This is a genomic window from Pseudomonas sp. BN411 (genome assembly GCF_029871235.1).
In the GTDB taxonomy this organism is placed as follows: Bacteria; Pseudomonadota; Gammaproteobacteria; order Pseudomonadales; family Pseudomonadaceae; genus Metapseudomonas.
In genome coordinates this window covers 164,478-180,240 of the sequence record NZ_SSOM01000073.1, presented here as the reverse complement: position 1 = coordinate 180,240, position 15,763 = coordinate 164,478, and the positions used below count along the sequence as shown (strand labels likewise).

The 15,763-nt window shown below is 65.2% G+C and carries 19 protein-coding genes; 11 read left to right on the top strand and 8 right to left on the bottom strand.

Features of this window, described 5'->3' with window-relative positions:
- Nucleotides 1–21 precede the first annotated feature (21 nt).
- From E8F06_RS18895 to E8F06_RS18885, 3 genes are all read left to right on the top strand, one after another.
- Nucleotides 22–300 (top strand): hypothetical protein, encoded by a 279-nt coding sequence (locus E8F06_RS18895; RefSeq protein ID WP_190829297.1) that lies wholly within the window; start codon nt 22–24, stop codon nt 298–300.
- Between the two features lie 79 nt (nt 301–379).
- Nucleotides 380–622, top strand: a complete 243-nt coding sequence (locus E8F06_RS18890; protein ID WP_280369992.1) for a TIGR02647 family protein — start codon at nt 380–382, stop codon at nt 620–622.
- A 101-nt stretch (nt 623–723) separates the two neighbouring features.
- On the top strand, nt 724–3,561 hold the full coding sequence (locus tag E8F06_RS18885; RefSeq protein WP_280369990.1) for a class I adenylate cyclase: 2,838 nt from the start codon (nt 724–726) through the stop codon (nt 3,559–3,561).
- 267 nt (nt 3,562–3,828) lie between these two features.
- Here the strand turns inward: E8F06_RS18885 and rnk are convergent, their stop codons facing one another.
- From rnk to E8F06_RS18865, 4 genes are all read right to left on the bottom strand, one after another.
- On the bottom strand, nt 3,829–4,236 hold the full coding sequence (gene rnk, locus E8F06_RS18880) for a nucleoside diphosphate kinase regulator (protein WP_190829291.1): 408 nt from the start codon (nt 4,234–4,236) through the stop codon (nt 3,829–3,831).
- Between the two features lie 141 nt (nt 4,237–4,377).
- Nucleotides 4,378–4,581 (bottom strand): DUF1289 domain-containing protein, encoded by a 204-nt coding sequence (locus E8F06_RS18875; RefSeq protein ID WP_280369987.1) that lies wholly within the window; start codon nt 4,579–4,581, stop codon nt 4,378–4,380.
- A complete protein-coding gene (cyaY, locus tag E8F06_RS18870; protein WP_280370620.1) occupies nt 4,562–4,897 on the bottom strand; it encodes an iron donor protein CyaY in 336 nt (111 codons plus the stop codon). The genes E8F06_RS18875 and cyaY overlap by 20 nt, the downstream gene beginning before the upstream one ends.
- 8 nt (nt 4,898–4,905) lie before the next feature.
- Nucleotides 4,906–5,952 carry an AraC family transcriptional regulator gene (locus E8F06_RS18865; RefSeq protein WP_280369985.1) on the bottom strand — a complete coding sequence of 349 codons (1,047 nt, stop codon included), beginning with the start codon at nt 5,950–5,952 and terminating at the stop codon, nt 4,906–4,908.
- Between the two features lie 139 nt (nt 5,953–6,091).
- On the opposite strand from E8F06_RS18865, the gene E8F06_RS18860 reads away from it, so the two are divergent.
- Genes E8F06_RS18860 through E8F06_RS18835 form a run of 6 tightly spaced genes read left to right on the top strand, consistent with a single transcriptional unit; the run spans nt 6,092 to nt 10,657 of the window.
- A complete protein-coding gene (locus tag E8F06_RS18860) occupies nt 6,092–6,232 on the top strand; it encodes a lipoprotein (RefSeq protein WP_003457568.1) in 141 nt (46 codons plus the stop codon).
- Nucleotides 6,233–6,246: 14 nt separating this feature from the next.
- Nucleotides 6,247–7,494: a diaminopimelate decarboxylase gene (gene lysA / locus E8F06_RS18855; protein ID WP_280369983.1), complete on the top strand. Its 1,248-nt coding sequence runs from the start codon at nt 6,247–6,249 to the stop codon at nt 7,492–7,494.
- 10 nt (nt 7,495–7,504) lie between these two features.
- Entirely contained in the window at nt 7,505–8,335 is an 831-nt protein-coding gene (gene dapF, locus E8F06_RS18850) for a diaminopimelate epimerase (protein WP_280369981.1), read from the top strand.
- Entirely contained in the window at nt 8,332–9,033 is a 702-nt protein-coding gene (locus E8F06_RS18845) for a DUF484 family protein (protein WP_280369979.1), read from the top strand. Before dapF ends, E8F06_RS18845 begins: the two co-directional genes overlap by 4 nt.
- A gap of 26 nt (nt 9,034–9,059) precedes the next feature.
- Complete coding sequence (xerC, locus tag E8F06_RS18840; RefSeq protein WP_280369977.1) at nt 9,060–9,956, top strand: tyrosine recombinase XerC; 897 nt, start codon at nt 9,060–9,062, stop codon at nt 9,954–9,956.
- A complete protein-coding gene (locus E8F06_RS18835) occupies nt 9,953–10,657 on the top strand; it encodes an HAD family hydrolase (RefSeq protein WP_280369975.1) in 705 nt (234 codons plus the stop codon). The genes xerC and E8F06_RS18835 overlap by 4 nt, the downstream gene beginning before the upstream one ends.
- 141 nt (nt 10,658–10,798) lie before the next feature.
- Here E8F06_RS18835 and sutA read toward each other — a convergent pair whose 3' ends face one another.
- The 4 genes from sutA to glnK all read right to left on the bottom strand — a co-directional run bounded on the left by sutA (nt 10,799) and on the right by glnK (nt 13,446).
- Nucleotides 10,799–11,113 (bottom strand): transcriptional regulator SutA, encoded by a 315-nt coding sequence (gene sutA, locus E8F06_RS18830; protein WP_077525561.1) that lies wholly within the window; start codon nt 11,111–11,113, stop codon nt 10,799–10,801.
- A 76-nt stretch (nt 11,114–11,189) separates the two neighbouring features.
- Nucleotides 11,190–11,615 carry a secondary thiamine-phosphate synthase enzyme YjbQ gene (locus tag E8F06_RS18825; protein WP_280369973.1) on the bottom strand — a complete coding sequence of 142 codons (426 nt, stop codon included), beginning with the start codon at nt 11,613–11,615 and terminating at the stop codon, nt 11,190–11,192.
- A 138-nt stretch (nt 11,616–11,753) separates the two neighbouring features.
- A complete protein-coding gene (locus tag E8F06_RS18820) occupies nt 11,754–13,073 on the bottom strand; it encodes an ammonium transporter (protein WP_280369970.1) in 1,320 nt (439 codons plus the stop codon).
- A 34-nt stretch (nt 13,074–13,107) separates the two neighbouring features.
- Entirely contained in the window at nt 13,108–13,446 is a 339-nt protein-coding gene (glnK, locus tag E8F06_RS18815; RefSeq protein ID WP_003457590.1) for a P-II family nitrogen regulator, read from the bottom strand.
- A gap of 414 nt (nt 13,447–13,860) precedes the next feature.
- On the opposite strand from glnK, the gene E8F06_RS18810 reads away from it, so the two are divergent.
- On the top strand, nt 13,861–14,124 hold the full coding sequence (locus tag E8F06_RS18810; protein ID WP_280369968.1) for an accessory factor UbiK family protein: 264 nt from the start codon (nt 13,861–13,863) through the stop codon (nt 14,122–14,124).
- Nucleotides 14,125–14,162: 38 nt separating this feature from the next.
- On the top strand, nt 14,163–15,659 hold the full coding sequence (locus E8F06_RS18805; protein WP_280369967.1) for a YifB family Mg chelatase-like AAA ATPase: 1,497 nt from the start codon (nt 14,163–14,165) through the stop codon (nt 15,657–15,659).
- Nucleotides 15,660–15,763 lie beyond the last annotated feature (104 nt).

Here is a 15,763-nt window from a genome sequence, read left to right as displayed (position 1 = left end):
CCCCGACGACAGGACATCGCCATGACCGACGACATTGATGACGGTGAAGAGGCCTTCGCCGAGGCCACCCTGACCCAGGCCATCGAGAACCAGATCGAGGCCGGCGAACCGCCTGCCGCTCGCGCCACCTTCAACAAGCTGACCCTGGTGGGTTATGAGCGCGAGGAAATCCTCCAGCTGATGGCCCTGGTCCTGGCCCACGAAATCGACGCCATGCTCGCGGCGGACCGCCCCTTTGACACCGAATGGTACGAAAGGGCCTTGCGGGCACTGCCGGACCTGCCCGAAGATCAGGCCTGACCTCGCCTACACTCCACAAACTCCAGATTCCGGCCGGCCATCGCCGGCCTTTGCAGTACAACAAGAACTAGGAGCGACCATGGTCTTCACCCCCGAACTCATTGCGGAATTCGAACTGCTGGCCCTGTTCAACCTGGACAACTCCCAGGAAGGCCTGAAGGTTCACAACAACGCCAACCCCAAAGCACAGGCCGCAGTCATGCGATTGCACCAGAAAGGCCTGATCACCCAGCCCGACGGTGGCTACCTGACCAGCCTCGGACTGGATGCAGCCGAACACGTCCAGGCCCTGCGCACCATCCTCGTGCCCCAGCCCGCCTGACGCCGCCGCTCAAGTCGGCAACATAACGGGCGATACAATGCGGAGGCTTGCCGGCGGTAAAGGCCGCCGGCAAGCCTTCAGCATCGGGACATGAACAGAGCATGACGCGCACCCAGGAAATCCGCCCGGACATCGACGACGGCATCGACCGCAAGGTCCTCGCGCAGCTGCGCGCCCGCTTCCTCAAAATCAACGACGGCCGCCTGGATCGTGCCATGCAGGCCCTGTCCACCCGCCAGCAGCTGGTCCTGAAGCTGTTGCCGTTGCTGTTCCACGTCAATCACCCGCTGCTTCCCGGCTACGTATCCGGCACCACACCTGCCGGGCTCTCCGCCTTCGAGCCTGATGACGACCTGCTGGCCGAAGCCCAGCGGCTGACCCGCTCCTTCGCCTACAAGGCGCGACGCGGTCCGCAGCCGACGCCCATCCACGGCCTGTTCCTGATGGGCAGCCTGGGCACCATCGCCCAAGCCGAACAGAGCGACATGGACATCTGGGTCTGCCACGCCCCGGAACTGGATGCCGCCGCCATCGCCGAGCTGCAGCGCAAATGCACGGCCCTGGAAGAGTGGGCGGCCGGCCAGGGTGCCGAGGCGCACTTCTTCCTGATCGACCCGGCGCGCTTCACCCAGGGCGACCGCGAAACGCGGCTGACCTCCGACGACTGCGGCACCACCCAGCATTACCTGCTGCTGGACGAGTTCTATCGCACCGCCATCTGGCTCGCCGGGCGCACCCCGCTCTGGTGGCTGGTGCCGGTGTACGAGGAAGCACGCTACGCCGAATACACCAGCACGCTGCTGTCCAAGCGTTTCATCCGTGCCGAGGAAGTTCTCGACCTTGGCCACCTGGCGCACATTCCCCCTGGCGAGTTCATCGGCGCCAGCATGTGGCAGCTGTACAAGGGCATCGAGTCTCCCTACAAGTCCGTACTCAAGCTGCTGCTCACCGAGGTCTACGCCAGCGAGCACCCGCGAGTGGCCTGCCTGTCGTTGCGCTTCAAGGAAGCGGTCTACGCCAACCGCCTGGACCTGGATGAGCTGGACCCTTACATGGTGGTTTACCGCCGCCTGGAGGAGTACCTGCGTGAGCGCAACGAGACCGAGCGGCTGGAACTGATTCGCCGCTGCCTTTACCTCAAGGTGAACAAGAAGCTCAGCCGGCCGCCGCGCAACCGCAGCAAGAGCTGGCAGCGGTTGTTGCTGGAGCGTCTGACTGCCGAGTGGCACTGGCAGCCTCGACAACTGGCGATGCTGGACAGCCGTAGCCAATGGAAGGTGCGCCAGGTGCTGGCCGAGCGTCGCGCGCTGGTCAATGAACTCACCTACAGCTATCGCTTCCTGTCCCAGTTCGCACGCAACGAACAAGCCATCGGAACCCTCAGCAGTCGCGATCTGGGCGTGCTCGGACGGCGCCTCTACGCCGCCTTCGAACGCAAGGCGGGCAAGGTCGAGTTCATCAACCCGGGGATCGCCCCGGACATCGCCGAAGACACACTGACCCTGGTGCAATGCCCCAGCCCGGACGCCGGGGGCGAGACCCAATGGGCGCTGTTCTCCGGCAGCCTGAATACCCTCGAGTGGCGGGACTTCGCGCCGCTCAAGCGCAGCCGCGAACTGATTCCCCTGCTCGCCTGGTGCCACCGCAACGGCGTGATCGATGCCGGCACCCGCCTTTCCCTGCATCCGGGCACCAGCGACCTGACCGAACAAGAGCTGTCCAACCTGCTGGCCAGCCTGCAGCAAACGTTCCCCCAGCCACTGGGGCAGGTGGATGAGAACGCCCTGTTGCGCGCGGGAGTTCCGTCGGAAGTGCTGCTGCTGGTGAATGTCGGGGTCGACCCGCTGAAGCAGCACAGCCAGAAGAACCTCCACATGACCACCGAACGTACCGACGCCCTGGGCTACTCCGGGGTGCGCGAGAATCTGGTGGTGACCATCGATCAGGTCATCCTGAACAGCTGGAACGAGATGCTGGTCAGCCGCTACGACGGCCCGGATGCCCTGCTCGCCTGCCTGCGTGACTACCTCAACAGCCTGCCTGCCAGCGGCGAACGGCCCGGCCTGCGGGTGCGCTGCTTCTGCCGCAACCGTGCCCAGGCCATCGGCCAGCGGGTGCAGGAGCTGTTCGACGACGCCCAGGAGCTGCTCGGTGCTGCCGGAGTACCGCGCTTCCTGCTGCAGGTGCAGCAGCGCTTCCATGTGCTGCAACTGGAACCGGGCCAGGTCAGCCACGCGAGCCTCACCGACCTGCCGGCCCTGGTGGAACACCTCGGCCGCGACCTGCCGGGCTACAGCCCGTTGCAGCTGGACCGACATGCGCTGGAGGATCAGGACCTGGCGGTCATCCTGCCCCTGGGCCGGCCGAACTGCATCCAGGTGTTCTATCGCCAGGTTGGTGAGATCGCCGAAATCAGCCTGCTGGACGAACACAACGCCCTGTGGCGCCAGCGCCTGCCATTCCGCGATGAACAGAGCCTGCTGACACCGCTGCACCGTTTCCTGCAGTCGTTGCTCTACCGGCGCAATGCCCTGCTGCCGCTGGACAACCCCATGGCCGTGCCGACACCGGAAATCTTCTATTACGAGGTGGTGCGTCAAGGCCGCCAGCTGGAGCGCCGCGCAGCGCCGTCAGCAGCGGTCAGCCATCCGTTCTACGACGTGCAGGCCATCGTCGAGCCGGCCGAGCAGGGACAGGTGCATGTGACCCTCTACTGCAACCACCGGGAGTTCTCCGAGCTGGAATACGGTGCCGGCCTGTTCGCCGCCGTGGCCCGGCATATCCTCGCCCAGCGCCGCGAACCGGAACGCTACCCCTGCTACATCACCGACCTCGACCTGTCGCGGGTTCCGGGCAGGGGCCAGGCGCAGACGGTGCACTACCTGCGCTACAAGGTTGAACTGGAAGAAAGGCTGAACCGCGCATTGCGAGAAAGCTAAATGCAGGGCGAGGTCCTGTCGTAGGTTGTGGCTGAGCCCACGAAGCCCAACGACCGGAATCAACTGGCAACGTTGGGCTTCGCAAAGCTCAGCCCAACCTACAGCCCCGAACCGGGCCCGGAGAAATGGGGCTTGTGGGGGGCGAATTTATTCGCCAAGGGCGGCGAAGCTGCCCCCATGTGAACCACAGAGGGCGAACCTGCGGTCCGCTTGGCGATTGAAATCGCCCCTACAACAGTTCAGCCCGAAAACGCAGCAGAAGCTGAATCAGCGCGCGTATTCGCCAGCTGCTTCGGGCTGGTACTCGACGGCCAGCAGCGTCAGCTTGAGGGTCTTGCCGCCGGGCACCGGCCAGTCGATGTGCTGGCCGACGGACAGCCCGAGCAGTGCGCTGCCTACCGGGGCGAGGATGGATACCTTGCCTTCGCCACCCGCGTCTTCCGGGTAGACCAGGGTCAGGTGGTAGTCCTTGCCACTGCTTTCCTCACGGCAATGCACGCGGGAATTCATGGTGACGACGCCCGGCGGAACCTCCTCGTGGCCAACCACCTGGGCGCGAGCCAGCTCGCGTTCCAGCGCCTCGGCGGCGGGGCCGAACTCCTCCAGGCTGTCGAGCAGGCGCTCCAGGCGTTGCAGGTCGAGACGGGTAATGGTGATGGACGGGTGGGTGTTCATGGCGAACGCGCGACTCCTTTGCAGGTTACGAAAAAAGCAAAACCCCGCCCGAAGGCGGGGTTTCAGATTCTGTCTGGCCGGGCAACTTGTCCGGAAGCCCGACAGTACGTCAGGCCGCCTGCAATTGGCAAGACCGCCCGGTCAGCCCGGCGCGGACCGCCGTCTTTGCTGGGCGGAAGCGCAGATTTCGCGGCGCCGTTGGTCGCTGGCCCCGTTCCACTCGCAGATTTCCGCCAGGGTACGGCCACAACCTACGCACACGTCGCTGTCGTCCAGACAACAGCGTCGGATGCATGGCGACGGGTAGCGTGCCGAAGGCGCGCTGTCAGAGTTCGTCGAACTCAATGTCTTCGCCCGCCTGCTCGCGGGTCACGCGGTTGAGCAGCTCGCCCAGGGGCTCTTCGCTGCTGTCGCAGATCCAGCGACCGCTGGCCTTGTCGTAGTCGAAGTGGAATCCCCCCGAACGCGCCGCCACCCAGAGCTGGCGCAGCGGCTCCTGGCGGCTGAAGATCAGCTGGCTGCCGTTCTCGAAGCGCACGGTCAGGACGCCGCCGCTGTTTTCCAGGTCCAGGTCCAGGTCGCTGTCGTCGAACACGTCTTCCACGCGTTCCTGGACTTCGTCCACCAGATCGTGGAACTGGGCTTCGCTCAAACTCATCAGGGTCTACCTCAGGGCATTAATGGGGGTGAAGGGCGACGGTAGTCACCCAGGCTCTGTCCGGTCCAGCGGCGAAAGGCGCGGCCCAGGGAGCCGGGCTCGCTGAATCCGACCAGGAAGGCGATATCGGCCAACTCAAGGGCGGGGTCGCGCAAATAGTGCAGCACCAGTTGCTGGCGCGTCTCGTCCACCAACTGGCTGAAGGATAACCCGGCCTCGCGCAGGCGGCGCTGCAAGGTACGCGGGCTCAACGCCAGAGCCTCGGCCAGGCGCTCCAGGTCCGGCCCTTCGGCGGACAGCTGTGCGGCCAGCAGTTCACGGGCGCGGTCCAGCACGCTGTGGCCCTGGCGCAGCTCGCCGAGCAGGCGCTCGGCGTAGTCGTCGAACAGCCGGCGGACATCGGCATCGGCCTGACCGAGGGGCGTGGCCAGCAGGCGCTTGGGAAAGACCAGCGCGTTGTCCGTCTGACCGAACAGCACCGGGCAACGGAATATCCGCTGGTACTCCGTGGTGTCCGCTGGCGCCGGATGCTGGAAGCGCACCTCGGTGGGCGGAATGTCCAACCCGGTGATCCAGCGGCCGAAGGTCACCCAGCCGGAAAGGGTTTCTTCCGCCAGCAGGGCACGTTGCTGCGGCAACATGGATTCCCAACTGTGCGCCACCTGGGGCTCCAGGCCTTCGCGGGGCGGCTCGTCGGCCAGTTCGACGCGGCCCAGGTTGCCCACCAGCGCCGCATAGCGCGCCTGGCGATGCAGGGCGTCGGCCAGGGTCGCGCAACTCATCAGCAGGAAACCCAGCACCCCGTAGTGGCCTGGGCGCACCGCTTCGCCCAGGTGCAGGCCTAGGTAAGGATCGCCGGACAACCGCGCAGCATGGCCCAGCAGCTCGAGGTAGGCACTGGCAGCGATGCGCTGGTCGCGCTGGGTGAGAATCGCAGGAGTCAGCTGGACATGGCCAAGCAGCTCGGCAGGGGCCACACCGAACTGTTCGATGCGCTCCACCAGGCCTTGCAGATAGGCGACCGAGACCGAGCCGGCGAGGGTTGCGGCGTTGTCCATGAGAGCTCCTTTTCAAGCCGCCAATGCTAGCTCCGCACAGGCCCGCAGGCCACGCCGGACGGGAATTTCACTGAATAGGCAAGGCGTCGGGGGGTCGGTATACTCCGGAACAATTCACGTTTTCTGCAAGGATTCCGTCATGAAGCGACTCCACGCCCCCTTCGTCGCGCTGCTCGCCGTCGCCTGCCTGCTGGCCGGCTGCGGCCAGAAAGGCCCGCTCTACATGCCTGACGACGAAAAAGCAGCGAAAGAACACCAGAAAGACGTGTACATCCGCTGATCGGGGGAGCAGTCATGGACGCTTTCACGTACCGCGACGGCGAGCTGTTCGCGGAAGGCGTAGCGCTGTCCGATATCGCCGCTCGCTTCGGCACGCCCACCTATGTCTATTCCCGCGCAGCCATCGAGGCCGGCTACAAGGCTTATGCCGATGCCCTGGCCGGCAATGCGGGCATGGTCTGCTACGCGGTCAAGGCCAATTCCAACCTTGGCGTGCTGAACCTGCTGGCCCGTCTGGGTGCAGGTTTCGACATCGTTTCCAGCGGTGAGCTGGAGCGCGTGCTGGCCGCAGGCGGCGACGCCTCGCGCATCGTTTTCTCCGGCGTCGGCAAGAGCCGCGACGACATGCGCCGCGCCCTGGAAGCCGGTGTGCACTGCTTCAACGTCGAGTCGCGCAATGAGCTGGAGCGCCTGCAGAACGTGGCTGCGGCCATGGAGATGAAGGCGCCCGTATCCCTGCGGGTCAACCCGGACGTGGATGCCGGCACCCATCCGTACATCGCCACCGGCCTGAAGGAAAACAAGTTCGGCATTTCCATAGACGAAGCCGAAGCCGTCTATGTCCAGGCCGCCAGCCTGCCGAACCTCGACGTGATCGGTGTCGACTGCCACATCGGTTCCCAGCTCACCAGCCTGGAGCCCTTCCTCGATGCCCTCGACCGCCTGCTGGCCCTGATCGACCGCCTGAACGAGCGCGGCATCAAGATTCGCCACCTGGACCTCGGCGGTGGTCTTGGCGTGCGCTACCGCGACGAGCAGCCGCCGCTTCCCGGCGAGTACATCCAGGCCGTACGCCAGCGAATCAAGGGGCGCAACCTGGAGCTGCTGTTCGAGCCCGGTCGCTCCATCGTCGCCAATGCCGGCGTGCTGCTGACCCAGGTCGAATACCTCAAGCACACAGAACAAAAGGATTTCGCCGTGATCGACGCGGCCATGAATGACCTGATCCGTCCGGCGCTCTACGAGGCCTGGATGGACGTGGTGCCAGTGCAACCGCACAGCGGCGCCGAGCGCACCTACGACCTGGTTGGCCCGATCTGCGAGACAGGCGACTTCCTCGCCCGCGAGCGCAATCTGGTGCTCGCCGAGGGCGACCTGCTGGCGATTCGCTCCGCCGGCGCCTACGGTTTCGTGATGAGCTCCAACTACAACACCCGCGGCCGCGCCGCCGAGGTGCTGGTGGATGGCGAGCAAGCCTTCGAGGTGCGCCGCCGCGAAACGATCGAAGACCTTTACGCCGGCGAAAGCCTGCTGCCGCAGTGAGGGCGCATCCATGCTATTGCGCTTCACCAAGATGCACGGCCTCGGCAACGACTTCATGGTCCTCGACCTGGTCAGCCAGCACGCCCATATTCAGCCCAAGCACGCCAAGCAGTGGGGCGACCGCAACACGGGTATCGGTTTCGACCAACTGCTGATCGTCGAAGCACCGACCAACCCGGACGTCGACTTCCGCTACCGCATCTTCAACTCCGATGGTTCGGAAGTGGAGCAGTGCGGCAACGGCGCGCGCTGCTTCGCCCGCTTCGTCATCGACAAGCGCCTGACGGTGAAGAAGCGCATCCGCGTTGAAACCAAGAGCGGCATCATCGAACTGGATGTCCGCCCGGATGGTCAGGTGACCGTGGACATGGGACCGCCACGCCTGGTCCCACAGCAGATTCCCTTCGTCGCCGACGCCGAAGCCCTGAACTACCCGGTGGAAGTGGACGGCCAGACCGTCGAGCTGGCAGCCATTTCCATGGGCAACCCCCATGCCGTGCTGCGCGTTGATGACGTCGCCAGCGCCCCGGTACACAGCCTCGGGCCGAAGCTGGAGCACCATCCGCGCTTCCCCCAGCGGGTAAACGTGGGCTTCCTGCAGATCGTCGACCGCAAGCAGGCGAAACTGCGCGTCTGGGAACGTGGCGCCGGGGAAACCCAGGCCTGCGGCACCGGTGCCTGCGCCGCAGCAGTCGCCGCGATCCGCCAGGGTTGGATGGACTCCCCGGTACAACTCGAACTGCCTGGTGGCCGCCTCTCCATCGAGTGGGCCGGCCCGGGTCAGCCCGTTATGATGACCGGACCCGCCGTCCGCGTATTCGAAGGACAGGTTCGCCTATGACCGACCAGCACCAGGAACCCCCGCAGCACCTCGACTCCGAGACGGTGGCCGCTTACCTGCGCCTCCATCCGGAGTTCTTCGTCCAGCATGAAGAGCTGATTCCCGAGATGCGCATCCCCCACCAGCCCGGCGACGCCGTGTCCCTGGTGGAACGCCAGGTGAAGCTGCTCCGCGAGCGCAACATCGAGATGCGCCATCGTCTTTCGCAGCTGATGGACGTAGCGCGGGAAAACGACCGGCTGTTCGACAAGACCCGTCGCCTGGTGCTCGACCTGCTCGACGCCTCCAGCCTGGAAGAAGTGGTAGGCGCAGTGGAAGACAGCCTGCGTCACGAGTTCCAGGTGCCCTTCGTCAGCCTCATTCTGTTCAGCGAAAACACCCTGCCGGTTGGGCGTAGCGTCACTGTCGCCGAAGCGCATCAGAGCATCGGCGGCCTGCTGGCCGGCGGCAAGACCATCTGTGGCGTGCTGCGCGGCCATGAGCTGGAGTTCCTGTTCGGCGCGCAGGAGCGCGACCAGGTCGGCTCGGCGGGCGTGGTCAGCCTGAGCTACCAGGGCTTGCACGGCGTACTCGCCATCGGCAGCCCGGACCCGCAGCACTACAAGAGCTCCCTCGGCACCCTGTTCCTCGGCTACATCGCCGAAGTCCTGGCCCGAGTACTGCCGCGCTTCGCGACACCCCTGCGTTCGGTGAGATAAGCCGCAGCGCATTCCAAGGAAGTCCCATGAATGCCGACCTGGACGCCTACCTGAGTCACCTGCGCAGCGAGCGCCAGGTGTCGGCCCATACCCTGGACGGCTACCACCGCGACCTGCTCAAGGTGCGCGCGCTGTGCGAGAAGTACGGCATCGCCGATTGGAACGACCTGGACGTCCGCAGCCTGCGCAGCTTCGTCGCCCGGCTGCACCAGGACGGCCTGTCCAGCCGCAGCCTCGCGCGCCTGCTGTCGGCCGTACGCGGCCTCTACCAGTACCTGATCCGCGAAGGCCGTTGCCGTCACGATCCGGCCAATGGCCTGGCCGCGCCCAAGGGCGCCCGCCGACTGCCACGCGCCCTCGACGCCGACCGAGCCCAGCAGTTGCTGGACGGTGGCGTGGAAGACGATTTCATCGCCCGCCGCGACCAGGCCATGCTGGAACTCTTCTATTCCTCCGGCTTGCGCCTTTCCGAACTGGTGGGGCTGGACCTCGACGGCCTGGACCTTTCTGCGGGCCTCGTGCGGGTGCGCGGCAAGGGCAACAAGACCCGCGAGCTGCCGGTAGGCAGCAAGGCCCGCGAGGCCATGGAAGAGTGGCTGCCCTTGCGCGCGGCAGCCAATCCGGGCGACCGCGCGGTATTCATCAGCCGACAGGGCCGCCGCCTGACGCCTCGCGCCGTACAGCTGCGAGTACGCGAGGCCGGCGTTCGTGAACTGGGCCAGCATTTGCATCCGCACATGCTGCGGCATTCCTTCGCCAGTCATATGCTGGAGTCATCCCAGGACCTGCGAGCCGTACAGGAACTGCTCGGCCACGCCGACATTTCCACAACCCAGATTTACACCCACCTGGACTTCCAGCACCTTGCCTCGGTCTACGACCAGGCCCACCCAAGGGCGAAGCGAAGGGGAGCAGACGAATGAGTATCCAGCTGATCACTTTCGACCTGGACGACACCCTCTGGGACAACCGGCCGGTGATCGAAGGCGCCGAAACCGCCATGCGCGACTGGCTGATGGAACACACCCCCGCGCTGGGCACCCTGCCGGTGGAACACCTCTGGGCCATTCGCGGCGAGATCCTCGCTGCGGAGCCGAGTCTCAAGCACCGCCTCAGCGAATTGCGTCGCCGCACCTTGCGTCGCGCCCTGGAGGGTGTCGGCTACTCCGCTGACGACGCCGTCGACCTGGCCGAAGGTGCCTTCCAGGCCATGCTCCAGGCACGCCACCGCATCACTTTCTTCCCCGATACCGTGCCCACCCTGGAGCGCCTCGCGATCCGCTACAGCCTGGGCGTGATCACCAATGGCAACGCCGATGTGCGCCGCCTGGGCCTGGCCGACTACTTCAAGTTCGCCCTCTGCGCCGAGGAACTGGGCATCGGCAAACCCGACCCGGTGCCTTTCCTCGAAGCGCTGAAGCGCGGCGGCGTCAGCGCCGGGGAAGCCGTGCACATCGGCGACCATCCGGCGGATGACATCGAAGGCGCTCGCCGAGCCGGCCTGCGCGCCATCTGGTTCAACCCGCTGGGCAAGGAATGGAGCGGCGAACAGCTGCCCGATGCCGAAATCACCAGTCTGCGGGAGCTGCCCGAGGTACTGGCACGCTGGGCCAGGTGGCACTGAGGGTAGGAGCCACTCCGCCCACAAGGCTGCGACTCATGGCCGGCGCACCCGGCAAGGTCGGCCTCGTTCCGCTCGTCACGCCGTTTTTCCCACACCCATGAAAAAGCCCGCCAATGGCGGGCCTTTCGACGGGGGCCGACCTCAGATGGGGCGGCTGCCGTACTTGCTGTCCGGCTTCTTCGGCGGGTCGGCAACCACGTTGGGTTCGACCTCTTGCACCTTGCCACCACGGGCCAGGAAATCTTCCATGGCCTTGGCCAGGGCATCGCGCTCTTTCTGCTTGGCTTCGATGCTGGGCATTTCCTCGACTTCGACCGCAGCCTTGGCCTTCTTCCCGGAGGGGGCAGGGGCCTCGCCATCGTCGTCGCTGTCACCATCATCGGCTGCAGCCAGCTCCTCGCCGTCTTCCTCGTCGGCCGCTTCCAGCTCGTCTTGTTCCAGTTCTTCGTCGCTCATGTTCTACCTCATGCCTTGCCAAAGCAGGTTAGTTATAGCCCAGCTGCGCCAGCTTACTAACGCTGCCAGAAAAAATTCAGGACGCCTCGCCTTGCAAGGTCGCCAACACCCGGCGTTCACCGCCTTGATCACGGTGCTCTCCCAGGTAGACACCCTGCCAGGTGCCCATTGCCAGTTGTCCGTCCCGCACGGGAAGACTCAGCTGGCAGCCGAGCAGGCTGCCCTTGAAGTGCGCGGGCAGATCGTCCGGCCCTTCGTAGTCATGTTCATAGCCGCTTTCACCCTGGGGCACCAGTCGATTGAAGAATCGCTCGAAGTCCCGGCGGACCGCGGGGTCGGCATTTTCGTTCACCGTCAGTGACGCCGACGTGTGCTGCAGCCAGAGGTGCAACAGACCGACGCGGTAGCGCCGCAGTTCCGGCAAGGCCGCGAGGATTTCCTCAGTGACCAGGTGGAAGCCACGCGGCCTCGGGCGCAAGGTGATCAGGGTCTGCTGCCACATGCGCGAATACCTGTTCCGGCTCGTACGGCGGGCATTCTAGCGCGGCCGAAAAAAAAACAAAGGGCGCCTTTCGGCGCCCTTTTTGGCATTCCCGCCGACATCCCCACCGGCAACCGCCCAACGGGGAAATCATGAGGATCAGAGGTTGTAGCCACGCTCGTTGTGCTGAGCCAGGTCGAGGCCGACGGTCTCTTCCTCTTCGTTGACGCGCAGCCCCATGACCACGTCCAGCACCTTCAGGATCACGAAGGTCACGATGCCTGTGTAGACCACGGTGAAGGCCACGCCTTCGAACTGGGTGAGCAGTTGGGCGCCGATGTCTTCCACCGTGCCGAAACCACCCAGGGCAGGCGCCGCGAACACGCCGGTCAACAGGGCACCGATGATGCCGCCGATGCCGTGCACGCCGAAGGCGTCCAGGGAGTCGTCGTAGCCCATCTTGCGCTTCAGGCTGGTGGCGCAGAAGTAGCAGATCACGCCGGCAACCAGGCCGATGATCAGGGCGCCCATCGGGCCGACGGTACCGGCAGCCGGAGTGATGGCAACCAGGCCGGCGACCACGCCGGAAGCGATGCCCAGGGCGCTCGGCTTACCGTGGGTCAGCCACTCGGCGAACATCCAGCCCAGGGCGGCAGCGGCGGTGGCGATCTGGGTGACCAGCATGGCCATACCGGCGGTGCCGTTGGCGGCCACGGCAGAGCCGGCGTTGAAGCCGAACCAGCCGATCCACAGCATGGCGGCGCCCATCAGGGTGTAGCCCAGGTTGTGCGGAGCCATCGGGGTGGTCGGGTAGCCCTTGCGCTTGCCCAGCACCAGGCAGGCCACGAGGCCAGCGACACCGGCGTTGATGTGCACTACGGTGCCGCCGGCGAAGTCCAGCACGCCCCAATCCCACATCAGGCCACCGTTGCCGCTCCACACCATGTGGGCGATCGGGGCATAAACCAGGGTGAACCAGACGGCCATGAAGATCAGCATGGCGGAGAATTTCATGCGCTCGGCGAAGGCACCGACGATCAGCGCCGGGGTGATGATGGCGAAGGTCATCTGGAAGGTGATGAACACGCTCTCAGGAATCGCATACACCAGGCTGCTGGTGTTCAGGCCGCTGAGGAAAGCCTTGGACAGGCCGCCCACGAAGGAATTGAAGTTGATCACCCCCTGCTCCATGCCGGTGGTGTCGAAGGCCAGGCTGTAGCCGTATACCACCCAGAGGATGCTGATCAGGCCAGTGATGGCGAAGCACTGCATCATCACCGAGAGGACGTTCTTGGAGCGCACCATGCCGCTATAGAACAGCGCCAGGCCGGGAATGGTCATGAACAGCACCAAGGCAGTGGCGACGATCATCCACGCCGTGTCGCCACTGTTCAGCACAACCTCGTCGGCGGCCATGGCCAGGCCGGGGGTAACGAGGGACAAAAGGGCTCCTAGCCCTGCGGCTTTACGCAGAGTCATGTTGTTTTCTCCTGGGGCGTTGGGGTTCGGAGGCTTAGATCGCGTCTGTGCCGGTTTCGCCGGTACGGATACGGATGGCCTGTTCCAGATTGACTACGAAAATCTTGCCGTCACCGATCTTGCCGGTGTTGGCAGCCTTGGTGATGGCTTCGATCACGCGGTCCAGCTGGTCGTCAGCGATGGCCACGTCGATCTTCACTTTCGGCAGAAAATCGACAACGTATTCCGCTCCGCGGTACAGCTCGGTGTGACCCTTTTGCCGTCCGAAGCCCTTGACCTCGGTGACAGTGATGCCCTGCACGCCGATCTCAGACAACGACTCGCGCACGTCGTCGAGCTTGAAAGGCTTGATGATGGCGGTGACTAGCTTCATGAAACTCTCTCCCGTGTTTGGTTGACTTGCCCCAGGAAAAACACGAACCCGGGTCAAGTCTAAGCGCAGTGTCTGGCTTTTGTAACGCGTCGGCCCGCCCTGGCTCGGGACTCCGACACCAACCAACCGCTTCTGGCGAAACACTCCCCCGCCTCGCCCGGTGCACCGGAACTGCATCAGTGCATGCGTCGCTCTGCTTTAAGCAGAATTCTTGCCAGCTCCAAGGAAAGTGCCTTTTTTCAAGAAGATACTGGCCCAATGCCCGTCAGATGGGCTCGACTCACCACCTGTATCGCACCAAAGCAGTGCGCAGCGCCCCAGGCCATTGCTCAAAAATTGTGCGCCAGCCTTAGCCGGCCCGACGCCCGGGAGCAGCGTGGTAGACTTCCGCCCATTCACTTTCGGATGCCCGCCATGCTGCCGCCCAAAGCCCTGCTCGATACCCTCGCCTCCACCGCCTCGCGCCTGTTCAGCAGCGACAGCCCGCTGCCCCGCGCCGAGGTCGAGGCCCAGTTCAAGGTCCTGCTGCAGAGCGCCTTCGGCAAGCTCGACCTGGTGAGCCGCGACGAGTTCGACAGCCAGATGGTCGTGTTGGGCCGTACCCGCGCTCGCCTGGAAGCCCTGGAGGCCAAGGTCGCGGAACTGGAAGCCAAGCTGAACCCGCCGACGGCGGAGTGACACCACTCCGGCCCGGCGGACCGATCAAGGAGTGATCAATGTCCCTGGCCATCGTCCACAGTCGCGCACAGGTCGGCGTCGAAGCCCCTGCCGTGACCGTCGAAGCCCACCTCGCCAACGGCCTACCGTCCCTCGCCCTGGTAGGGCTTCCGGAAACTGCCGTGAAGGAAAGCAAGGACCGCGTGCGCAGCGCGATCCTGAACAGCGGCTTCGATTTCCCGCCCCGCCGCATCACACTCAACCTCGCGCCAGCTGACCTGCCCAAAGACGGTGGCCGCTTCGACCTCGCCATCGCCCTTGGCGTGCTCGCCGCCAGCGGCCAACTGCCGGCCAACGCCCTGGAACAGGTGGAATGCCTAGGCGAACTGGCGCTTTCCGGCACCCTGCGCCCCGTACAAGGCGTACTGCCCGCCGCACTCGCCGCCCGTGCAGCCGGCCGCACCCTGGTGGTGCCCCGGGAGAACGCCGAGGAGGCCAGCCTCGCCAGCGGCCTCAAGGTCCTGGCGGCCGGGCACCTGCTGGAGCTGACCGCACACTTCGCCGGCCATACGCCCCTCGCCCCCTATCAGGCCCTGGGCCTGCTGGAAGAACGTCCGCCCTACCCCGACCTCGCCGACGTCCAGGGCCAGGTGGCCGCCAAACGCGCCTTGCTGGTCGCTGCCGCCGGCTCCCACAACCTCTTGTTTTGTGGCCCGCCCGGCACCGGCAAGACGCTGCTTGCCAGCCGCCTGCCCGGCCTGCTGCCGCCCCTGGAAGAACAGGAAGCCCTGGAAGTAGCCGCCATCCATTCGGTCGCCAGCCACGCGCCACTGCAAGCGTGGCCCCAACGACCTTTTCGACAGCCCCACCACAGCGCCTCCGGTGCAGCGCTGGTAGGTGGTGGCAGCCGCCCCAAGCCCGGCGAGATCACGCTGGCGCATCAGGGCGTGCTGTTCCTCGACGAACTCCCCGAATTCGACCGCAAGGTGCTGGAGGTCCTGCGCGAGCCGCTGGAGAGCGGTGAAATCGTCATCGCCCGCGCCCATGACAAGGTGCGTTTCCCCGCCCGCTTCCAGCTGGTCGCGGCCATGAACCCCTGCCCCTGTGGATATCTTGGTGATCCCGGTGGCCGCTGCCGCTGTACCCCGGAGCAGATCCAGCGATATCGCAGCAAGCTTTCCGGCCCCTTGCTCGACCGCATCGACCTGCACCTGACCGTCGCCCGCGAAGCCACCGCATTGCAACCGCCCACCAGTGTCGGTCCTGGTAGCACGGAGGCAGCCGCCGACGTCAGCCGGGCGCGGCGCCTGCAGCTCCGACGCCAGGGTTGTGCCAATGCCTTCCTCGACCTGAAGGGGCTGCGCCAGCACTGCCTGCTCGCAGCCGACGACCGCGCCTGGCTGGAAGACGCCTGCGAGCGCCTGAACCTGTCGCTGCGCGCGGCCCACCGCATCCTCAAGGTGGCACGAACCCTGGCCGATCTGGAGCAGGTTGAAAACATCTCCCGCCATCACTTGGGAGAGGCGCTCCAGTACCGCCCGGAGCCAATGTCGTGACACGCTTAAAACTATCATCAAGGCACACCTAAAAGACTTTTTCTATTCATCCTGCTAGAATGCCGCGCCTTCCGCCCTTGGCGGCCATCCGATTACAAGGAGAG